The sequence below is a fragment of the Paenibacillus sp. FW104-T2 genome (assembly GCF_058789975.1).
This window is the reverse complement of the sequence record NZ_JBYTCE010000001.1, coordinates 59,312-80,953: the sequence shown is the minus strand read 5'-3', so window position 1 is coordinate 80,953 and position 21,642 is coordinate 59,312. Positions and strand designations below refer to the sequence as shown.

Sequence of the window (21,642 nt, the reverse complement as noted above, 5' to 3'; positions counted from 1 at the left end):
CCAATCTACTACATTTGCGTTTTCTTCTTATTACCGAGTAGACAGAGTCCGATTGTCACCAAAGACATCAGCGCCAGAACCATATACCACATTGGTGAAACACTGTTGTCTCCGGTTTTTGGAGCATCATCCAGCTCGTCACCAACATTGCTGCTTTCGTTGCTGTTGTTATCGGCTTCGTTGCTGCCGTTGCCAGTTTCGTTGCTGCTGTTGTCGGTTTCGCTGCTGCCGTTGTCGGTCTCGCTGCCACCGTTGTCGGTCTCGCTGCTACCGTTGTCGGTCTCGCTGCTACCGTTGTCGGTCTCATTGCTACCGTTGTCGGTCTCGCTGCTACCGTTGTCGGTTTCACCGCTACCATTATTATTGTTTTCGTTACTGCCATTGTCTGTACCACTGTTACCGCTGTTGCCCGTTCCACTGTTCCCATTCCCAGCGTTACCACCGGTGCCGCCACCGGAACGGATCGGTTTCATTGGGACATCGTATTTTACAATGTCAAAATCAACAGAAATGGTGCCGCTTCTGTGCGTTTCATATCCATCCTTGGTTACGATCAGGTAATAATCTGCTTCAGGGAACACCATGTACGCGTAGAAGCCGTTGGCATCACTCATCTGCTCTGGGCTCGCGTTGTCATGAGGCGGAAAATTAGGAACCGGAGGAAGTGTAACTTTCGTACCCGGAGTGCGGCCGTTATCTCGATTACGCTGCGTATCGGCATAGTAGAGAGTAACTTTGGCTCCTTCAATTTTCTTGCCTGTGGTGGCATCTCCTGTCGTTTCGTCATAAACCGTACCGTAAGGATCGACCAATGCCTCGGATATATTCAGCTCCCCGTTCGCTTTCACGTTCAGCTGTGTCACTTTGAAGAGCAGTTCCTCCCCCGTCTCAGCCTTATAACGAACTTCCATGGTATATCTCTGCTCGCTCAGCCCCTCCACAGAGAAGGTACCGTTCGAAGCCATCCGGAATGCCTTGGGATGACCGTTCTCCTCAACATACTTGCCGTCCGTATCCCTTAAATAGATGTACATCTGACTGGTTAATGACTCACTGAATAGTTCTGTTGTTCCATCCAGCTGCTTAAACAGAATGATCCCTACAGCTGTAATGTCAGCCGGAATGGTCTCGTCCGTCACGCTGCCGTCTACATTCGCTTTTTGCGTGAACTCGACTGGAACATCTTTTCCGCCTACCTGATACCACTTGGTATATGTGATTGTGTAGTCCGTATCCGCTGTGGCCGGGATAGCATATTCACCCTTGTCATTCGTTTCCGTTTGAATCTCCTTGCCGGTCTTCAGGTCCGTTATCGTAATAGGTGCATTTGGAATAACTTCTCCTGTGTTGTTGTTACGCAGAACGCCTTCCAGATATGGGCGAGTATTGATAAAATGCGCTTCGGCCAGTTTTTTCTCTGGAATAGTGCCTGTGTGGTCGAAACTTTCAGGATTCGTTACATAACCATCTTCCGTGTAATCATCCTGGGTCACCTTATACTCGAGATACGTTGGAAGTCCTTGCACAATAAGTGTCTGACCGTCTGTAAGCTCAAAGGTCTCCCCGTTCTTGATTGTGCCGCTGCTTCCGTCTGACTTTTCATAGGTGTAAGCTTCGTTCTCGCCCTCTCCTGTGAAGTTAAGGGTGTACTTGAACAGTTTCTTTTTGTCATCGTCTTTGCCTTTAACTGTATTACTGATGAGCAGGCCGCCCTTCAGCACCCGAATGTTGGTGTATGGGGCAAATTCATCTTGGCCTTCCATGATTCCGGTATGTTCCCGTTCCTCAGGGTTGGTCATGTAGTCATCGGCTGTGTATTCCTTTTGGGTAACTGTGTACTTCAGCCCCTTAGGCAGATCGGAAATATCCAGTGTCTCTCCATGCTTAAGCTTGAAGATATCCAGGGACTTGATCGTACCTGTGCTGCCGTCCGACTTCACGTAGGAGTAGCTTCCATCCTTACCCGTACCCTCAAAAATGACTGTGTACTCGAAGTCCTTCGTCTTGTCGCCACCGTTCCCCATGACGGTATTGCTGACTGTCAGCTTGTTAACGGTTCGTTCATTGACGAAGTCTGCCTTGTGATCCCCTTTATTCACGATTGTACCGGTCAATTCTCTCGTTTCCGGGTTAGTCGTGTATCCGTCAACGGTTGTATAATCGGCCTCCATTACGGTATATACCAGACCTGCAGGCAATGCCGAGAGTGTTACAGATTCTCCATGCTTCAGGATAATCTTGTCACCGTTCTTGATCGTGCCAATCGTACTATCAGGCTTCTTATAGGTATACTCTCCGTCCTTACCTTCACCGTCGAAAGTTACGGTATATTCAAAATCTTTGGCAGGATCGCTGCCGTTCCCTTCCACCTTATTGGTGATGGTCAGCTTTCCTTGTGCTGGTGTAGGAACAACCAGCGGATTTTCCGAGGTTACTTTCACGCCATCTACCCAGATGGGCTTTCCAGGCGTATTGCCTACATACACCTGATAAATTTTGGTAGTCGGCAACCACGTTGTAGTGTCGATATACGTTTCCTTCAGCTCATAGTACCCTGGATCCGGGAATAACAGATTCAGTTTCCCGCCGCTATCGGTTGTTCCTTTGGCAACTTGGGTTCCGCCGTCTTTCTTATACAGTGTAAACTCTACACCTTTGAGCGGATTGTTGTCGGGATCCACCTTCCTCAGAGGCAGAAGGGCATTGGAGCTTGAACTTCCGGCAACGTCTGAGTTGTCCAGCGTACTTTCACTTCTGGCACTGACTGTTTTCAGCTTATCATCGCCCATCAGCTTTACTTCGTTGCCCATTTTATCCCCAGCTTTTGCTTTGGAAGGGTCAACCTCTGTTTGATAGACAAACTGGTAGAACTGATTAGGGTCATCCATGTTAAATGTTAGCACCGTTGTGCCATCGGCACCTGGGACAGCTTCTACCTGAACTTCACTATTCGGGTCGCTAAGATCCAGTGCTTCTCCCTCTCGTTCCAGAGCTCCGCTGGCAGACAGCTTAGCCCGATAGACAGCCATACTAGGTGCTGTTAGCACAAGCTGTCCATTTTCTTCATAGCGCAGATCCATACCTGCACCTATGGTATCCTGCAAATATACACCCTGTGCCATATTGAATGGAGGGGTATAGTTTACTGTCCATTCGAGCACACCTGGAACTGGCTTTGTTACTGACTTGCCCAGGGTCTGAACCGGTACAATCACTTTGCGCTGTTCAGTGAGGACCTTCTCCACACCACCCCATGTCATATGGAGGTCGGCTTTGTTATACATTACCTGCTTGTCGATGCCGCTGGTAGTATATTCTTCCAAATACTTCTGCAGAGCAGTATTGGAGGGTCTTGCTTTTACCAGAATGACATATGGGCTCTCCAACTTGGAGAAAGTGAACGTCCCCTCGTTTCCTTGATGGGAGAAACTAACGACATGAGCACTTGTTCCTGGTTCAATACGTGTTCTGGCATCATTGCGGACACCATATTCTGTACCTGATCCATTGTCGGACAATCCTTTCCACAGCTCAAACTCCTCATCTTCAGAAAACGGAACGAATTCCCATCCCTCCGGCAGTGTGTCCACCAGCTTGATATTACTAATGACCCGATTACCGCCAGCCTTAGCCATTTCTTCTGTGTTATATCCAGGCATGTTTACCCCTAAACGGAATGTGACCGTCTTGGTTGTCCTGTCATAGGCGGAAATGGTCCATGCTTCATTGTTATCGTTTCGAATATAACTGCCAATGTTATTCGGGCTTACATTTTCAAGTGTGCCATCTGTCTTCAATGGCTTCGATGCAAAGAGCATATCTTTGTTCAGCATGCGCAGATGAAGATTAACAGAGTAATCTGCCGTTTTTACGGTATCTCCATCAAACAGCAGCGCCCGATTTTGAATCGTTTTCCCGGATTCAATATTCTGTCTGAAGAGAATATCCGGGTTGGTCTCCAGTGAACGGAAGCTGAAAGATGCAGCCTTATCCGTATATCCGGTCACCTTGATCAAATCTGCCACCACTTTACCGTCTACAGTTAAAGGAATGGCCTTTGTCGCAAGTCCAGCTGCAGCTGTTTTTAAGGATCCCTCATGATACTGCTTCCACAGCTGGAACGAGTTAACGTTGGCTTTGATTTTGGCAATGGTTTCTGTGCTCACTTCGCCAGTTACATCCACTGCGTTGTCCAGAACGTTCAAATCACCGCCATGTACCAGCACATCGTATACTACGGCATCTGGCAGGTTATACTGTGGTGCCAGATTGACCGTCCATGTAACGCCGCCCAGGCTATAATCCTCAGTTGAAATGGCGCCTGTTTTGGTAAACGTATGTGCCCCGATGTTGACAATGGCCTCATCCGTCACGGCATTAGGCCTTGTACCGGCTTTGACATCGTTGTTCTGTATGCCACTCGGTGTATCCAGATTCCAGTTGGCACGTGGGTCAATTCTGAAGCTGGAACCGCTTGTGACCTTGCTCTTAATCACTAGTTCTACTTTGCCGTTGATCTCCCCAAAGGAATACGTGCTGTTTGCATCCGGTGTGATGGGCTGTACCCCAGATGTAGTATTATCCACCCACGTCTGCCATTCCGCTGATATAAAGTCCAGCCCGGCAGGCAATACATTTGTAATCGTAAAGTCCTTTAACCCTTTTTTGTTATATTGGTTAACTGTGACCTTCCATGTAATAGTTTCACTCGCATGGTCATAGGATGCGCTGGCTTGAATCCAGTCAGGGGCAAAAGAAATCTCCTGACTCGCCTGCACCAGCATGGTGCTGTCCTGTCTCAGTTCCACTTTGCCATGCATATCCCGGTGGCTGCGACCAAGATTGCCTGGCGGATTCCGATACTCATAGTAATAGGCTTCCTTGGGAATCCAGGTTTTATATTCAACCTTGGGATTGAGACCTGTTCCCTCCGGAAATAGATAAGTTAACGAACCATCGGCCTCAACAACTGGAGTTACATCCTGGCCGTTAACTTTGAATGACCCTTCCATATAAATCCCGGGCACATTACCAAAGCCTGTATTATATGTAGCGGGATTTGTATAAAATATTTTTCCGTCCAACGGTAATTGGACTGCTGCATCAAACTGATCAAATGCGGATACCGTTGACTCCCAGGTAATCGCGCCTTCCACCAACTGCGCAGGTTGAATCCCGCGGTAGCTATACTGATCCCACCGGATCATTCCAGGGGAGCTTAACGTGATGCTGTACGCTGCCGTCACATCCGGGTTAACTAACTCATACGCTCCCCCGAAAATCGTGATAGGCTTCGTATCACCGTAATTCATGCCTGTGATATCCGAATTGGCAGTGGTTTCGAAGCCAAAGGTAACCCCTCGTCCGACACCGTTAAAAAACCAGTCATCACCATCAAACACAATTTTGATGCTATCCGGGGTGAAATACGCAGTACCGAGCTGCTTCACACCCATATCGGTTGTTGCCATTAACGGCTTAGTAGCTGTCGGCAGTACTACTTCGTTGAAGTAGGTATCCCGTCTTAACTCGATGGAATCACCCTGCTGAATGTACTTGGTTGTATCATTCTCATCCGGTGTATTTGCGTAATCCCCTTTAACCGGAACCTTGAGGCCCTCTGATTTGAGGGTAAAAGCCTGCCGGCCCTGGATCGTACCGCCGGGGCTAACAACCGTTCCCTGCGTCACCTGCAGTGGGAAGGTCACATTTGCATCCATGAACACCACCGTTTTGTCGGTCGGAGCTGCCGTCATCGCCAAGGAATTGTTCGGCATATCGTACACCGCCTCGGTTACTGAAGGCGGTTCGTCCAGACTTGGCGAATCGGTTTCGCTAATAACCGCGGCCCCAGAGTCGCTTGGTTCGCTATCCGCATAGGCCGTGACCGAGAATGCCATCGTCTGCAAAACCAGCATCATTGCCAAGAAGCAAGAGAGTATTGCTTTTCCCATGTTGCGCTGTCGTTTCAAGATCCCTTTCTCCTCCATTCCCTAAATTGCCAAAATCCATCAACTGCAGGAGGATCCAGCCTGATCACATTTATCCAAATGAATCTCTTCTATATGTATGATTCTAGTAGATCTTTGCCTCAATGAGATCTTGCGAAGATTCCTCCTGTTCACCTTCATAGATCGATGGCTCGTGAAGATGCACTTTGGTCCGAGTTTCCACTCTTTCTTGTTTAGTTTAAAAAACGAGTCTCTACAAAATCTCAACAATGACAACTAGAACAAGAACATCTGCCTATTTGAGGATCTACTTGAATAGAAAAGTGATTCATTTTGGATGAATTGAGGGGATTTATGGCTTGAAGGAGTTTATTTCTGGATTGTATTTCTGAAGTGATCTTATTTCTTGAAATTCCTATCCGTTCATATAAAAGCATAATAAAAACACATCCTTAGTGGAGTTATAGTACTCTCCTGGATAAACCCTTTCGTAGGTTCGAGGTTTATTCTTAGAGAAGAGCTATTTTCCAAAAAGGATGTGTCTTCCTGTCTTAAAATAAGGTTTGAATACGTTCTATATTATGAAGCTTTTGCTGCCACCGCTTTTTGAATGAGAGCTTTGGCATCGTCAGTAGAGAGGCCTTGTTTCGGCTCGAGTTCGTTGTTCTCTGCCGCTCCAAGAATACCTTGCTCAATCAATTGTGCCAAGGATTTAACTGCATAGGCAGATACAGATTTACCATCTTTGAAACCAGCAATAATCGCAGCAGCATCTTTATCCGAAGCTGGATTTTTCAACAACTTAGCAAGAATAGTAGCTGCTTCTTCACGAGTGATATCACGGTCAGGGTTGAAGTTGCCACCAAAGCCTTGAATGAATCCAGCGTGAGCAGCTTCAGCGATGGCATCTGCATATGCCGCGTCAGCAGCCACATCCTTGAATGCAGGTGCTGTAGCAACTTCGTTTAGTTTCAACATGTCTACTAGCGCACTTACAAATTCAGCACGGGAAATGAATTCTGTCGTCACCGGTGTTTCTGGTTGCTCTGCAGGTGCAGCAATGTTTTTAATGCGTCCTTCTGTTTTAGCCTGAATCGTGCCGCCTTTATATGCATCTACAATGTATTGATAGAATACATCCAGATCGATAGGACCGGCCAGGGATGATTTAGCATCCACCAGCACTTTATAGTTATCTCCACCTGCTGCCATAAAGTTGTTAACTACAGCTGTATATGTTTTGGCAGGATCAATAGCTGTACCATCTTCAAGGCTAAGACTAGTTACACGTTCTGCAACTGGTTTATTGAAATCTGCAGTGTATTTCAAACCAGAGATTTGTAGTGTTTTGGTGTTTGGCGTACCATCCGCATTGGTTCCCCATTGTTGTTCCAACAAGGTTTGAATTTGCTCACCCGTCAGCTCTAGTTTTACTAGAGTATTGCCAAACGGTTGGATTTTAGCAAGATCAGCAAAGGTCACATCGCCTTCGGGCAGATCTGCACGAATACCACCTGGGTTCATGAATGCAAAGTCAGCCTCGCTTGCGTTATCCCCAAAGTCGGCTTGACGCATTGCATCTGCAATGAGGTTTCCTAGAGGTGCCTCGTTATTGTAAGCATCTGTGCGAGTGACAGAACCATCTGTTGTACCTACTGGCTTGGTTAGCTCAGGATGCTTGTCCAATGATTTTTTTATAATTGCCAAAGATTCAGGGTCTTCTTTTACACCCTCTTGGAACGTTGTTGTCACTGTAGCTGATTTTTCGGTTACATCCCCAGTCGTTGGGTCAATCATCAACTTGATATCTTCAAATGCTGTACCATAAGAGTACGCTTGAACGATCAATTTCCCATTCACTTCACCGTTAGCCAAAGCGTGATTGTCACCTGCAACGATAACATCAACAGGAGAGTCTGCTGGCAGAGCTTTTGCCAAATCAGCTGCTTCTCCAGTAGTTACGCCTTCTTTGGTTGTTGCTGGATCATGGGCCAGAACGATGATCGTTTCAACACCTTGATCTTGCAATTCTTTTGAATATTTATTAACCGCTTCCACTTCTTCTTCAGCGCTTAGGAAACGCACGCCTGCTGTACCCGATGGGGAAACTTTAGCCGGTGTAGATTTCGTCACCAATCCGATAAATCCGATTTTGACGCCGCCCACTTCTTTGATCACATATGGCTTGATCAATGTTTTGCCTGTGGCAGTCTCGATGACATTTGCATTCACATAATCAAATTTTGCTCCAGCATGAGTCACTTTTCCTTCTTTTGGATCAAGGCCGCCAAAGATTTGTGCTTTCAATGCAGCAATCCCTTGGTCGAATTCATGGTTGCCGAGAGAACCTACATCGAAGCCCATCATATTCATCCATTCCATCGTAGGCTCATCACGATCCAAAGAAGAGACTGGAGCAGATGCACCAACAGAGTCTCCATTATGGAAGAGTAGGGAGTGTTCATATTTGGCTTGAGCTTCTTTCAGATATGTAGCTAGAATTGGAGCTGTTCCTGCCTTTTTATCCCCAACCATTGATGTGGTATCGAGCTGACCATGCAGGTCATTAATTCCGATCAAGTGTACTTCTACATCTGTGCCTGCAGCAGAGACAGGACCTACCGCGCCGAATAGTTGAGAAAGTAATAGTGCAGTAGTTGCCACACGAATGGTGCTTTTCCCCAGAACTTTTTTCCATGACATGCGTTAAAAAACCCCTCTCCAATTTCTGATCCTGAGATATTTTAACATAAATCTAGTCATAAAAATCGCGAATTATATCAAATGGATGTAAAAATTTTTAAAGATTGATAGAGAAGGAAGCGGGGCTATTTTATTGGAAGATGACAAACTTCAAGTTCTTTTCTTTTAAGTGTTCCAGAATAGCTGGCAGTGCTTCTAAGGTGTTCTTGTTCTCATGCAGCACATATAACTGCATATAATTATCGGACCTTTACCTTCTAATATGCCGATGAATATCTAAATTGTTTAGAACGCAGAAAAAAGAGACGTGGACATCTCTCCAACGTCTCTGGCTCTTAAATAGCTTACAATGAAGACTCTCATAACGCCTTAATGGATCGACTCCAGCTCTGATAGAAATAACTTGCCATCTTCCATTCGGTATACCTTATCGCAATAGGTAAGCAGCCGCTCATCGTGTGTAACCATAATTGCCGCTTTGCCACGACTTCTTACTTCATGGGCGATCAAGGAGACAACTTCATGAGCACGCTTGGTATCCAAGCTTGCTGTAGGTTCATCGGCCAATATAACAGCGGGATCGTTCATTAGTGCCCTAGCAATAGCAGTACGCTGCTTCTCGCCCCCGGACAGCTCCTCGGGGTAGCCCTTCAGCTTGTCTCCTAGACCAAGCTCTTCAAGCAACCTAATAGCCATTGTTTTATCTGATGCACGAACCTTGCCCGACATCCTTTTCACGACAAGCAGCTGATCCAGAACATTCAGGTAAGGTACCAAATTTGAAGCCTGCATAATAAACCCAATCTCATGCAATCGTGTATCCGATAGCTCATTGTCTGAAAGCTTCGACATGTCCTTCCCATTTAGTATAACCTCTCCCTCAGAGGCTTTAAGCAGTGCACCCGCAATGGACAGAAAGGTACTTTTTCCAGACCCGGACGGCCCTACTACTGCGACGAACTCACCTGGCTCCACCTTTATGGATACTCGATCTAATGCCGTAATACGATTTAATCCTTCGTTGTAATATTTTGAAGCTGCTGTTATTTGTAAGCCTTTAGTCATTACTCAACCCTCCCAAGTGCCTTAAGTGGATCAATTTTTGAAATCGTGCGGACGGATACCAAAGAACTAAGCAATGAGATCACCAGCAATACAACGGAATAGGTGAACACCAGCTTCGTATCCAGCATGAATGGCATGCCTTCAGGCATAATTGCCGCTGTCCCAAATGTCAATAAGATGCCAACAATAATGCTTGAGAATGACAAGACAAACACCTGCGAGACGACAGCTTTACCTAGAAATCCATTCTTCGCTCCGATCGCTTTCATAACCCCGAACTGGTTGGACTTCTGCATTGTAAATACATAGAAGAATACGCCAATGATGAATGCAGAGATTGCAAGCAGGAATGCAAGCATCATCATGATGGTGCCATTCTCTTCTTTGTATCCAGGCATTCCCTGCACCGCTTCTCCACGAGTAACTGTCTCGGTACCCGGAAGCTGTTCATTTATGGCATTCGGATCAATATCTTTTCCTTGAAGCATAATGGCATTGACGGGGTCAGCCACCCCCTTATCGGAGCCTGGTGCTGCAAATGCAAGCTTACGCCATTCTTCAATAGGAACAAATACAGCTGTTACATGATTGTATGTCTGATTCTTGACAAAGCCGACAATCGTCAACGATTCCGTTGAACCATCTAGCTGGAAGGTGTCCCCTAGTTTAAATCCTTTATCTCTCATCGTATCATTGACAATGGCCTTGTTCATTTGATCGGATGTCAGTCCCGTACCTTCCACAATTGCCGGTTCAAGGAAACTCCCCGGCTCGATTCCGATAATCGCTATATCTACCTTATCCTCATTTAAAGTGCTATTCCCTTTGATTGCCGATGCCATCATCGTTCCCATAGGTGAAACAGCAGTTACATTGGGCATCTCTGTTAATTCTGCCGACAAGTCATTAGATAATAAAGACTTACTCATTGAAGCCTTGGATCCTTGCTCGAAAACTACATAATCAGCCTTCATGGTCTTAAATGTCGAGGCCGCAAGTGTAGATAACCCATTCCCCAACCCTGACAGGATGAACACCAACCAAGAAATTAGCACAAAGATGATCGCAATCATCAAAAATCTTGTTTTGCTGTGCCTCAGTTCCTTTAGTGCCAAAAACATATATCATTCATCTCCTCAACCCATTTAATTGACACTCGTGTCAAATTAATTATCTCCTATCCTTTGGCACGTACTTTAATATAGAATTTATTTGACACACGTGTCACATATAGTATAGTTTTTATATGACGCGCGTGTCAAATATATAATTTCTTATCTCTTTCCTGCCCCGCCCAGCCATATTTGGTACAATAGCTTACTCCACTGAGGTATAGGAATATTCATCATATTGGGTGTATCAATAAGGGTAAAAAAGACACCAATAATGGCAGGGAGCGGGATACTCGGATTCAAGTGTCCCTCTTTCTGAGCACGAATAAACAACTGCTCCAGTTGATTTTTCAAAGTCACGTGTGCCTGCTCAACAAATTCAAGATCATTGGCTGCAGCCACAGAATTGGCTTTATTTATTTTATGAGCATATCCAAACAATTGATGGAAGCTGGCTTCCTCCAGATATATATCCAGCAGTAGTTGGAGGGCAATCATGCAATCCGTTTCATCAATAGCCAACGCCTTCTGTAGTACACTTTCCATTGACCGTTTCATACATGCAGCAACTATCTCTTCTTTATTCGAAAAGTATTGATAGATCGTGCTTCTTGCCCCAACCAGGTTCTTCGATAGCAATTTAAGTTGGAACCCCTCGTAACCATATTCAAGAAGCACTTTCTTGGTTTGGTCAAGCAACTCTGATTTTGTAAAAGCCTGCTTTCTTCCCATGATAATCACCGTCCCTTATTGCTAACCCTTGTCTACATTGTAACAAAAATTGCGCCCTATTTATGATACGGTTCATTCCGATTGATCTTCACCGCGCGATAAATCTGCTCCACCAGCACCAGCCGCATCAACTGGTGCGGCAGGGTCATGCGCCCGAAGCTCAGTCGCTGCTTCGCGCGGCGCAGTACCTCATCGGAGAGCCCGTGGCTTCCTCCGATGACAAACACGACATGGCTCGTCCCATACGTGCCGAGCTTGTCGATCTCTGCTGCCAGCTCCTCGGAACTCCAGAGCTGGCCGTCCAATGCGAGCGCAACGACATGCGCCTCGCTCTTCACATGCGCAAGGATGCGTTCACCCTCGCGCTCCTTCACCGCCCGCACCTCAGCTTCGCTCAGGGTGTCGGGCGCCTTCTCGTCTGCGACCTCGATCATCTGAAACTTGATGTACGGGGCGAGACGCTTGGCATATTCCTGAATGCCGAGCGTCAGATATTTTTCCTTCAATTTGCCTACGCCAATAATCTGAATGAACATAAAACCATTTCCTCCTCATGATCCAATCCCATATGTATCTATTTATGAACAGTGCTTCGCCACACCTATGATCTCACTTATTAAACGCAGATCCTCTTGCGAACCTCACACACCTTATACAGTCTCAAGTACACATAATGCGCGGCTAGCGAACTTCACACACATTAATACGAGGAATTACGTTCTCTAACAGTACATTTCCGGCAAAAGCGTATCTACAGTTCGTTAACCCACATATCGGCCCAAACCAACCCATTTAAGACGTCTCAGGTTCCTTACATTACACCTCAAAGAATGATTCTCTCTACCCGACTTCACCTACAGACAGCAGATAGCACATACCGCCATCTCCTCCTTCTCCCACAAACACAAAAAGAGCGCTCCGACACGCTCTCCCTGCTTCTTGCCTTTGATGTTCATACCGGATGGCAGGCGAGCGAGTGCGTCCATAAGATACGACTCTGCTGCGGATGCCTACACAGTACGCTAGACGACGAGAAACTCGGCCTTTTGTTCGCACTCGGCGCACTTCGCAGGCGGGTCCCAATCGGCAAATTCCGTCTCCTTCAGATCAACAATATCCGGAGCGTCCTCATACTCATCGACAAACATGTCGATGGCAATGTCCACGTGTTCTTTGCATACAACGTACATCCGTTCAAGCATCCTTTCTGTAACCAGCTATGCTCCCGATTCACAACCGCTTATCCATATAGGATAGCCACTTCTCTGTTCTATCACACCTGGGGTGGAAAAGAAACCCCTATCCCTCATTTATCGTGTTTAACCCCCAATAATCTTCCCCAACCGGCAAAAATCAAACCAAAAAAGCGTTCTTTTTCGACACTCTACCGTGTCCCTAGAGAAGGCTCCAATGATTCCATACAATAACGCTTATCTATGTTTCAACGCATTCAATCTCCAGTCCAACGTTCTTAATTCAATCCGGATTGGGCCTTGGTCAGCAGCTTGCCACCCTGGAACGCCAGAATCGCATTGGCTCCCGTATCGCCAGCTCCCTTATAACTGTAGACGACCGTATTCTCCGCTTCACTCAGGGCTTCGCCTTCCCCGCCGACGATCTCCTTCACTTCATCATACGTCATGCCCACCTCAAGCTTCTCATATTGAGCAAAGGTAATCCGTATGCCATCCCCCTTGCCGGCAGATCCGTTATTACCTGAAGCAGCTGAACCATTCCCACCTAATTCATTTACTGCTGTTACCGTACTACTTAGCTCTTCCAGCTTCTTCTCCAGCGCAGCAATCTTCTCATCCTGCTTCATACTCTTCTCACCTTGTGAAGCAAGCTGCTTCTCCAGACTTGCAATTCGTCCCTCCAAACCGCTGTTATCCGCAGATCCAGAGGAAGATACCTCAGATCCACAAGCAGAGAGTACGGATAAGGATAGCAGTAAAGCCGCTCCTCCGAGCGATGGTTTCATCAAATGTTTCATTAATAAGCTCCTCTTCTTGCCAATTGATCTTTCAACCCAACCACGACAAATGCATGTTACTCGCACAATTCGTGCACCCTTGGCACACTTTAAAATAGTCTATCATAGCCTACCCCTTCTGTAACTGAGACTTTGGCTCTGGTTCAATCCGCTTATTCGGAAAGAAAACAAAAAAAGTCCCCGATTCGTGTCAGAAGGTTCCACCATTCCAAAAAGAATGATGTGTTGCTTCTTTCACGAGCAGGGGACTTCTCGCCCAAATTCATTTCCGATTACCTTTACTCCGGTTTATCGGTCAGCTTCACGGAAACCTTCTCGGCATTGCCGTCCCGATAAAAGGTGACTTCAATGGTGTCGCCAATCTTCTTCTTATCGTACAGATATTTCCGAAGATCCAGCGTAGAGGTAATTTTTTGCCCATCAAATTCCGTAATGACATCATTGAGCTTCAGGCCCGCTTCGGATGCCGGACCGGATGCTTCGAGCACCACAACCCCACTATCGACGTGAGATGGCAGCTTCAGATCCTTGCGCTGCTCGTCATCCAGTGGTGCATATGGATTGCTGAGATCAACGGTGTACACGCCCAGGTATGGACGGGACACTTTGCCGCTCAGCAGCAGTGAATCGACAGTTTTCATCACTTCATTCATCGGAATCGCAAATCCCAGGCCCTCAACGCCTGTATCCGAGATTTTCATCGTATTGATGCCGACCACTTTGCCGTTCAGATCAACGAGTGCGCCACCGCTGTTGCCTTCGTTGATGGCTGCATCCGTCTGGATTACGTTCTGCTCCCAGTCGTATACACCATCCTGGTTAATGGACACGGGCAGGATCCGATCCGTATAACTGACAATACCGGAAGTCAGCGTACCACCCAAGCCAAGCGGATTCCCGATAGCGAGTACGGTCTGGCCACGCTGAAGCTTGCTGGAATCGCCAATCTCCGCTACTGGCCCAATGCCTTTGTCATCCTCAACAGACATAACTGCGATGTCGCTTACGCGGTCCTTGCCGACCAGTTTCGCCTTGTGTGTCTCGCCCTCGACGGTCACGATCTCCAGATCACTTGCCCCTTCGACGACATGATGATTGGTCATGATATAGGCCTTGCCATCTTCCTTCTTGAAAATGACACCTGATCCAAGCGCCGAATCTTCCATGGATAGACTGCTACCCGTCTTATGGTTCACGATGCTCACGACCGATGGACGCACCTTGGCTGCTGCCTGGATAATCCGGTCATATGGATCAGCCGTCTGCGCGGCCTGCACGTTACCTCCATTCCCGCCATTGCCTGTAGCGTTGGCCAGAGGAACAGATGCGGGCTGCATGATGAAGCTAAACAGCGTGACGGTCACGATGGAACTGATTACCGAACTAATGACTGCCACCTTCACGGTGGAGCTGATGCCCGAGCGCGACCGGCGTGGATTTTGCCAGCGATCCCGTCCACCGGGGCGGATAATCTGAAGTTTGCCTTTCTGTACAGGCTCGGCGCGTCTTGATACTTTGGTTGAATAAAAATCGTCTCCGAACAATCCCATCGTGATCCTCTCCCCTTCGTTGTCACGCATCCAGATCCTGACTGCCGCCTGATCATTGTGGCATGGCCAACGATGGTGTTCTCACATAGCCCACTCTGCCGACAGATGAACCTTTCGATTCGCTTCTCCAAGTTCATTCTGTCGTCTCCGTTACGTGAAGACCCCAACGGTTTTCCATGCTTTCTAGCATTTTTTCAAGGTTGTTTTGCATATCGCTGCATCCCCGCTATCCCGGAATGAAGCGTCTATGTATAACAGAACGGACACTCCCATCCTGTCTATGACTCTACCAGCAACGTTCTCGCATTCTACGACATGCCAACTTCCCGAGCAAACAAGCCTCTCTTGCAAGGCTCCATATATACTAAACACCACAAATTCAAAAAAGTTGCATCATTACGAAGATTGACGCAAATTTCTGCTAAAGCAGGTTTATCAATAACGGACCTACAATAAAACGTCCATAGTAACTATCACCACAAAACCCGGTTCGCTAAGCGTACTTTTTCCAATTTCCCAAGAACTTTTACGGCCCAGGAAGCCACAGACTTCAGCATACACGCCTCGCAACTTAAATTATAGCGGCAAAAAGAGGAATGTTTTCCATCCAGCCTGACTACAATAATAGTAAAAGACCAATTCGAAGGTTCATAGAAGGAGGATTCACTTATGGAACGCACGCGTACTCTTACAGCTATGGATGAGGTTCATATGGCGGCCAAGCTGGCCGATCTCAAGGAAGAACATTATCGGAATACCCTAGCGTTAAGCACCATCATCGAGCTGCTGATCGACAAAGGCATTTTGACCCGTGAAGAAGTAGAGCGCAAAGCCGCCGAACTCGACAGCTTTATGGCTCACCCACCCTATCCCATGGCGTAGGCCGATCATAATACGTATCACAGAGTTTGAACTCATGATCCTTATAAAAACAGCCCCGGCTTTCCATCGCTTCACGCACCGTCATTTTCGCGAGGTCCATCATATTATGGTCCCGGCTGAGATGTGCCAGATACGTGCGCTTGATGCGTCCGTTCATTAGTTCACTGAGCGCTGCCCCTGCCGCTTCGTTCGACAAGTGCCCAATGTCGCTCAGAATGCGGCGCTTGGTGTTCCATGGATAACGTCCCATGCGCAGCAATTCGACGTCATGATTCGCCTCCAGCACAAGCACATCAGAATCTGCGATTGCATCGCGAACCTTGTCGCTCATATAGCCAAGGTCTGTTGCGACGGACAGCTTCTCGCTGCCATCATCGAACGTGTATCCCACAGGCTCCGCTGCGTCATGAGAAATGCCAAAGGATTCCACACGCAAGGAGCCAAAATCATGCTGCTCCCCCGTCTCGAACACCCTCCGGTTTTCCTCTGGAATGGCCCCAACCGACTTCTCCAGTGCCGCCCACGTATTCGTATTTGCATAGATTGGTAAATTATATTTCCGAGACATCGCGCCTAGTCCTTTAATGTGATCGGAATGTTCATGTGTAACCAGAATCCCGTCCAGCTCCGTTCCAGAAATCTCCCGTTCCAGAAACAAAGCTTCCAGACGCTTCGCACTAAGGCCCGCGTCAATCATGAGGGACGTGCCCCCATGCTGTATAACTGTGGCGTTCCCTGTCGAACCGCTGGATAACACGGTAAAATATATCCCCATAACGCATTACTCCCCTGGTTTGTCTGTCTTGGGACTGAATACATCCCCACTGATGCCCTGCACGTACAACACTTCGCCACTTTCCAGCACGAACCGCCATGCCGGCATCGCTACCTGTATATCGGAATTAAACAACTGGCCGTAGTAGCCCAGCTGAATGTCTTTGACAATTGCATCGTTCGGCAAAAAGTTCTCGATCAGCGTTCCCAGCGCCTTGGGCGCCGGAAGCACCTGCTGATCGCTCTCCTCAGCGGTTGTAATCCGCACCGGAGTCTGACGGTAACCCGTAATTTTCTGATCGCTGTAGAACAGCTCCAGACTGACATTGAAGAGCGGCCATTTCCCATCGACTAGCGGGTGAAGCACAAACGCCCCATCCTCTGTCATCAGCTGATCCAGCCGATACGTGCCAATCTGCGGAATTTCATCCGCCAGCATGTCCGCCAGCTCTCTTTGCGAGAAGATCAGCTTGCTGTCCACCGGCTTGTCCAGATCGATTTGAATCCCCGTCTTGTCCTCTTCTATAAACTCATAAGACAGCTTGGGCAGCTTCGGCGTTTCGTTCGGGATTGGTGCCAGCACCTGAATGCCCTTCTCTTCCATCGCCTGCTGTGTATTATCTGCCAGCGAGGTGAAGTCCAGATTGGCTCCGGCCGTCTCCCGTGCATCCATCCAGATCTGGTAACCCAGCACCAGATTGAGCAGCAGGAAGGCATAGATCAATACATTTTTCGCCCGTCCCCAATCCAAACCATTCACCTCCGTTAATTTTACTTCTTGAGACATCCTAACTAAAACTATCCACACTTCCCCACTGCGTCATGTTCGTTTATAGCCTTTAAACTAAAAAGCTACACGATAACGGAGAGGGCAGAATAAACCTGAAGAAGCGGAGCGTTCGCGTTTACCACCCGATTTCCCCTTTTGAAAAAAATACATGAAATCCGGGGGTAACAGCGATCGGAAGGTTGTTCTGACCGCGCAGTGGTCCAGTGTAGCAAACTGCATGTTCATTGGTTATAACCTATTAAGAAACAGTGGTTTCCTCTCCGTTGCTGAAGCGGATCACCCATACAGGGATTAGCTTCAGTCCGCCTTCAATCGTGGACGGACGATACGCCGGGTACACATCTACCACTTGGCGGTTCTCTCCAGCAACCTTCTCGATAAGGGCCTTCAGCTTATCTCCACCTGATAGCTTCACCGGTTTCTTCGTCTCGGCACCCTCGTTCAGGTATTCCAGCGAGCGTTCATAGCTGGACACGGTCTCCTGCTGCATCTCCATACTGATAGTGCCAAAGCGAAACTGCACCGAATCCATAATCGGAAAACTGCCGTAATACTGTTGGAACTCCAGCTGTGTTTTGTTATCCACGGTATCCAGCATCATGCGTGAGCGGCCTTTCCAGCCGCCATGCTGGTTCACAAAATCCACCGCAGACAGCGCGTCCTTCGCTGCATCAATCTGCCCTGCAGGTGGTGCAGCCGGGTCGGTATAGCTGATCCAGCGCTGATCCTGCTTCACTTGCAGACTTCGTTTGCTGTCCGTATAGATCTCCGATCCATCCTTTTCCCGAATATTTCGCGTCATGCTGGGATCGAAGAACAGGCTGCGCTGCATTTGCTCCACCGTGAACTGCCCGGTCGGCACATCAGCCTCCACCACATCCAGTGGCTGTGCCGGAATATAATATCCGCCATCCGTCAGTGTGTATGGCGTCCAGTTGGTACCGAAGTCGACATGCTGCTGTACGTCCTGGACCGTCAGGTCCGCCTGAGCAGCTTCATAGACAACATCACCCTTGGCACTGAAGAATAGTGCATGGGCTTTGGTTTCATTTTTCGCGGTATAGATCGCTATCCGGTTAATGGTTTCCCCCTGAAACAACGAATCCGTACCCAGCCGCATCACCCGCTGCAGCAGGGCAACCGGAATGCCTTCCTTGAACGACAGCTCAATGCCCGGGTTATCCTTGCGGATCTGACCCCAGTTCACGGACTGTACTGTGCGCCGCTGAAAATCATCAAATGTCCGTCCTTGCAGACGTGAATAGATTAGCTGGTAGAAGGTATTGCCTGGATAAAACACGGTATGTTTGTCCTCTCCCAGATGAATCATCATCTGATCGGGGAAGATCAGTTCCTCAATATCTCGCTCCTGACCCATATTCTCGGTCTTCACATAGTTCGTCTCAGACGTCACAATGGAATCCCCGCCCCCGGGCAAACGATAGATCAGAAAATAACTCTGCACCAGACTGGCGGCAACGAGAGAAGCGAGCACCAGGGATTTAATCCGTTCCTTCAAGGTGCTCACCTCCTTCTTCACGCATAGGCAGTGTGAACGTTACGGTTGTGCCTACATCCACTTCAGACTCCAAAGAAATGGTGCCGTCATGCGCCCTAACAATTTCCCGGGCAATGGATAGTCCGAGTCCTGTACCGCCCATGCTGCGGGAACGAGCTTTGTCCACACGATAGAACCGTTCAAAGATACGATCCAGGTCCCGCTGCGGAATACCTATCCCCGTATCTGACACGGAAATGGCAAGAGTATGTTCATCACTGCGTCTGGCCGCGATTGTAATCGTGCCGCCCTCCAGCGTATACTTCAGTGCATTGGATACGACATTATCCAGGACCTGATCAATCTGGTCCCGATCAAGGGGTACCTCAGGAATGCCATTCTCAACCGACAATACGGGCTGAATATCCTTCTGATGCATCTGGAATGAGAATCGATCCGTTACCTCCTCCAGCATGTCCATAATATCCGTCGGCTGTTTGCGCAGCAGTGCCTCCTTGGAGTCGAGCCTGGAGAGGTGCAGCAGATCCGTCACCAGCCGTATCATCCGCTCCGTCTCATTCTGAATAACGCCTACAAAACGTCCAGCCAGCTGCGGATCTTCAAGTGCTCCATCATCGAGTGCCTCTGCATAACTCTTGATCGTCGTCAGTGGTGTACGCAGCTCATGTGATACATTCGCAACGAACTCGCGCCGGGACGCCTCCAGCTCTTCCTGTTCGGTAACATCCTGAAGCACGGCAATCGTTCCGGTAATACCCAACTCACGCCGATGAACCGGTGTAAATGTCATGCGGATCACCACAGGGTCTTCCTGCCCGGCAGGTGCAATCTGCAGCAGCGTCGAGCCTGTAAAACCACTTGCAAGTGCTTCTGCATCTTCCGGATCAATGCCGAGCAATACGGCAAAATGCCTGCCTTCGATATCCGCAGGACGCATGCCCAGGATGCTGCTGGCCCGGCGGTTGACCAGAATGACTTTGCCATACTCATCAGTCGCGACCACACCATCACTCATGTTCGTCAAAATGGACGTCAGCTTCTCTTTCTCCTCTTCGTTCTGAGAGAGTGCATCCCGCAAGCGACTGGTCATGTAATTGAACGCCCGACTGAGCTGCCCAATCTCATCTGTACCGAATACAGGTGTCTGCTGATCAAAGTTCCCTTCGGCAACCGCCGTTGCCCTGCGGGTAACTTCCTTGATGGGCTGCGTAATGGTATGCGACAGAATGACGCCGAGCACTGCGGTCAGTACCAAGGCAATCAGTATGCCGGAAATAAAAATCTTATTGATTCCCTCCATGGTGGAGTACAGCTCGTTCATGGAGGCGGCGATGTAAACCGCGCCGATGATCTTGCCGCCGGACATGACCGGCTTGGCCACGACCTTTTTACGGACATTATCTTCGTCCACGATATATTCCTCGTTATCCCGGATGCCTTGCAGTGCCCGGCTGACAACGGTCTGGGTATTTTTGCGACCCACATAATCGGAATGTGAACTCAAGGAAGTGGTCAGCACTTTGCCACTGGCATCCAGCACCTGAATCTCGGCGCCGTTAATGTTGAACAGATTGTTTACCAGTACGCGCAGGTTTTCCGTTTTGTCCTCGCCAGGCTCGGCTTCCCCGCCAGCCATGGTCTCGCCCACAAGAACAGACAGCATCTCCGCCCGTGCCTGCAGATCCTCGGTAAAGTTGCTCGTCAGGGAGTTCTTCATCGCACTCACGAAATAAACGCCGATCAATTGCATCGCAATCAAAATCAGCAGTACATAGATTATAATCAGTTTCGCCTGAATCGTTCGGAAGAACGAAAATCGCGAGAAACGCCCCATTATATCCCCACGCTTTTGGGACTGCGCACGAGATAACCCAGCCCACGGCGAGTCAGAATCGTTTCCGGTTTGCTCGGATTCTCCTCAATCTTCTCGCGCAGACGACGGATCGTAACATCCACGGTACGTACATCCCCAAAATATTCATATCCCCATACTGCCTGAAGCAGATGTTCCCGTGTCATGACCTTGCCTGAGTTCTTCGCCATATAATAGAGAAGCTCATATTCACGGTGCGTCAGATCAAGCGGTTCACCACTTTTATAGGCAGTATACATGTCCATATCAAATGCAAGATCGAACAGGCGCATGACCTGCTTCTCGTCGTCTTCCGGAGCTTCGGCAGCCATCGCAGGCTTCTGTCGTCTGCGCATCTGTGCCTTCACCCGGGCGAGCAGCTCTCGCGTACTGAAAGGCTTCGTTACATAATCGTCCGCACCCAGCTCCAGGCCGAGCACTTTATCAATTTCGCCGTCCTTTGCCGTCAGCATAATAATCGGCAGCTCCAGATGGGCGCGTACCTCGCGGCACACATCCATGCCATCCTTGCCAGGAAGCATCAAGTCCAACAGCATCAGATCCGGTTTCTCGGATAACGCCAGTTCAACTGCACGAATGCCATCAAAAGCGCAGATGACCTCGTACCCCTCTTTTTCCAAATTAAACTTCAGAATGTCCGCAATGGGCTGTTCATCGTCCACCACCAAAATCTTCCCCTGCATCGGCTGTATTCACCC

16 protein-coding genes are annotated in these 21,642 nt (G+C 48.3%); 1 reads left to right on the top strand and 15 read right to left on the bottom strand.

The features are described 5' to 3' along the window. Positions 1-8: 8 nt before the first annotated feature. The 10 genes from AC3WQ3_RS00345 to AC3WQ3_RS00300 all read right to left on the bottom strand — a co-directional run bounded on the left by AC3WQ3_RS00345 (position 9) and on the right by AC3WQ3_RS00300 (position 15,106). Entirely contained in the window at positions 9-5,954 is a 5,946-nt protein-coding gene (locus AC3WQ3_RS00345; RefSeq protein ID WP_492471100.1) for a DUF7601 domain-containing protein, read from the bottom strand. A gap of 576 nt (positions 5,955-6,530) precedes the next feature. Continuing rightward, positions 6,531-8,654 (bottom strand): bifunctional metallophosphatase/5'-nucleotidase, encoded by a 2,124-nt coding sequence (locus AC3WQ3_RS00340; protein WP_492471099.1) that lies wholly within the window; start codon positions 8,652-8,654, stop codon positions 6,531-6,533. 369 nt (positions 8,655-9,023) lie between these two features. After that, a complete protein-coding gene (locus tag AC3WQ3_RS00335; RefSeq protein WP_492471098.1) occupies positions 9,024-9,719 on the bottom strand; it encodes an ABC transporter ATP-binding protein in 696 nt (231 codons plus the stop codon). Continuing rightward, entirely contained in the window at positions 9,719-10,840 is a 1,122-nt protein-coding gene (locus tag AC3WQ3_RS00330; protein WP_336782625.1) for an ABC transporter permease, read from the bottom strand. Before AC3WQ3_RS00330 ends, AC3WQ3_RS00335 begins: the two co-directional genes overlap by 1 nt. Positions 10,841-10,993: 153 nt before the next feature. Next, the gene (locus AC3WQ3_RS00325; protein WP_127537659.1) at positions 10,994-11,563 is read right to left on the bottom strand and encodes a TetR/AcrR family transcriptional regulator; all 570 of its coding nucleotides are present in this window, start codon (positions 11,561-11,563) and stop codon (positions 10,994-10,996) included. A gap of 56 nt (positions 11,564-11,619) precedes the next feature. Further along, a complete protein-coding gene (rlmH, locus tag AC3WQ3_RS00320) occupies positions 11,620-12,099 on the bottom strand; it encodes a 23S rRNA (pseudouridine(1915)-N(3))-methyltransferase RlmH (protein ID WP_095362209.1) in 480 nt (159 codons plus the stop codon). Positions 12,100-12,417: 318 nt separating this feature from the next. Further along, entirely contained in the window at positions 12,418-12,549 is a 132-nt protein-coding gene (locus AC3WQ3_RS00315) for a hypothetical protein (protein ID WP_492471097.1), read from the bottom strand. A gap of 36 nt (positions 12,550-12,585) precedes the next feature. Continuing rightward, positions 12,586-12,753 (bottom strand): CxxH/CxxC protein, encoded by a 168-nt coding sequence (locus tag AC3WQ3_RS00310; protein WP_068964251.1) that lies wholly within the window; start codon positions 12,751-12,753, stop codon positions 12,586-12,588. Positions 12,754-13,034: 281 nt separating this feature from the next. Further along, positions 13,035-13,556, bottom strand: coding sequence for a hypothetical protein (locus AC3WQ3_RS00305; protein ID WP_492471096.1), 522 nt, complete (start codon positions 13,554-13,556; stop codon positions 13,035-13,037). A 278-nt stretch (positions 13,557-13,834) separates the two neighbouring features. Beyond that, entirely contained in the window at positions 13,835-15,106 is a 1,272-nt protein-coding gene (locus AC3WQ3_RS00300) for a trypsin-like peptidase domain-containing protein (protein ID WP_154894427.1), read from the bottom strand. Between the two features lie 669 nt (positions 15,107-15,775). Between AC3WQ3_RS00300 and AC3WQ3_RS00295 the strand changes: the two genes are divergently transcribed. Next, entirely contained in the window at positions 15,776-15,988 is a 213-nt protein-coding gene (locus AC3WQ3_RS00295; protein ID WP_095290595.1) for a hypothetical protein, read from the top strand. Here AC3WQ3_RS00295 and AC3WQ3_RS00290 read toward each other — a convergent pair. From AC3WQ3_RS00290 to yycF, 5 genes are all read right to left on the bottom strand, one after another. Beyond that, positions 15,957-16,763 (bottom strand): MBL fold metallo-hydrolase, encoded by an 807-nt coding sequence (locus AC3WQ3_RS00290; protein ID WP_175397035.1) that lies wholly within the window; start codon positions 16,761-16,763, stop codon positions 15,957-15,959. The genes AC3WQ3_RS00295 and AC3WQ3_RS00290 overlap by 32 nt on opposite strands. Before the next feature lie 6 nt (positions 16,764-16,769). Beyond that, complete coding sequence (gene yycI / locus AC3WQ3_RS00285) at positions 16,770-17,513, bottom strand: two-component system regulatory protein YycI (RefSeq protein WP_183523782.1); 744 nt, start codon at positions 17,511-17,513, stop codon at positions 16,770-16,772. Positions 17,514-17,790: 277 nt separating this feature from the next. After that, a complete protein-coding gene (locus AC3WQ3_RS00280) occupies positions 17,791-19,071 on the bottom strand; it encodes a YycH family regulatory protein (protein WP_492471095.1) in 1,281 nt (426 codons plus the stop codon). Further along, complete coding sequence (gene walK, locus AC3WQ3_RS00275; protein ID WP_492471094.1) at positions 19,055-20,905, bottom strand: cell wall metabolism sensor histidine kinase WalK; 1,851 nt, start codon at positions 20,903-20,905, stop codon at positions 19,055-19,057. The genes AC3WQ3_RS00280 and walK overlap by 17 nt, the downstream gene beginning before the upstream one ends. Continuing rightward, positions 20,905-21,627, bottom strand: coding sequence for a response regulator YycF (yycF, locus tag AC3WQ3_RS00270; RefSeq protein ID WP_095290587.1), 723 nt, complete (start codon positions 21,625-21,627; stop codon positions 20,905-20,907). The genes walK and yycF overlap by 1 nt, the downstream gene beginning before the upstream one ends. Between the last annotated feature and the right edge of the window lie 15 nt (positions 21,628-21,642).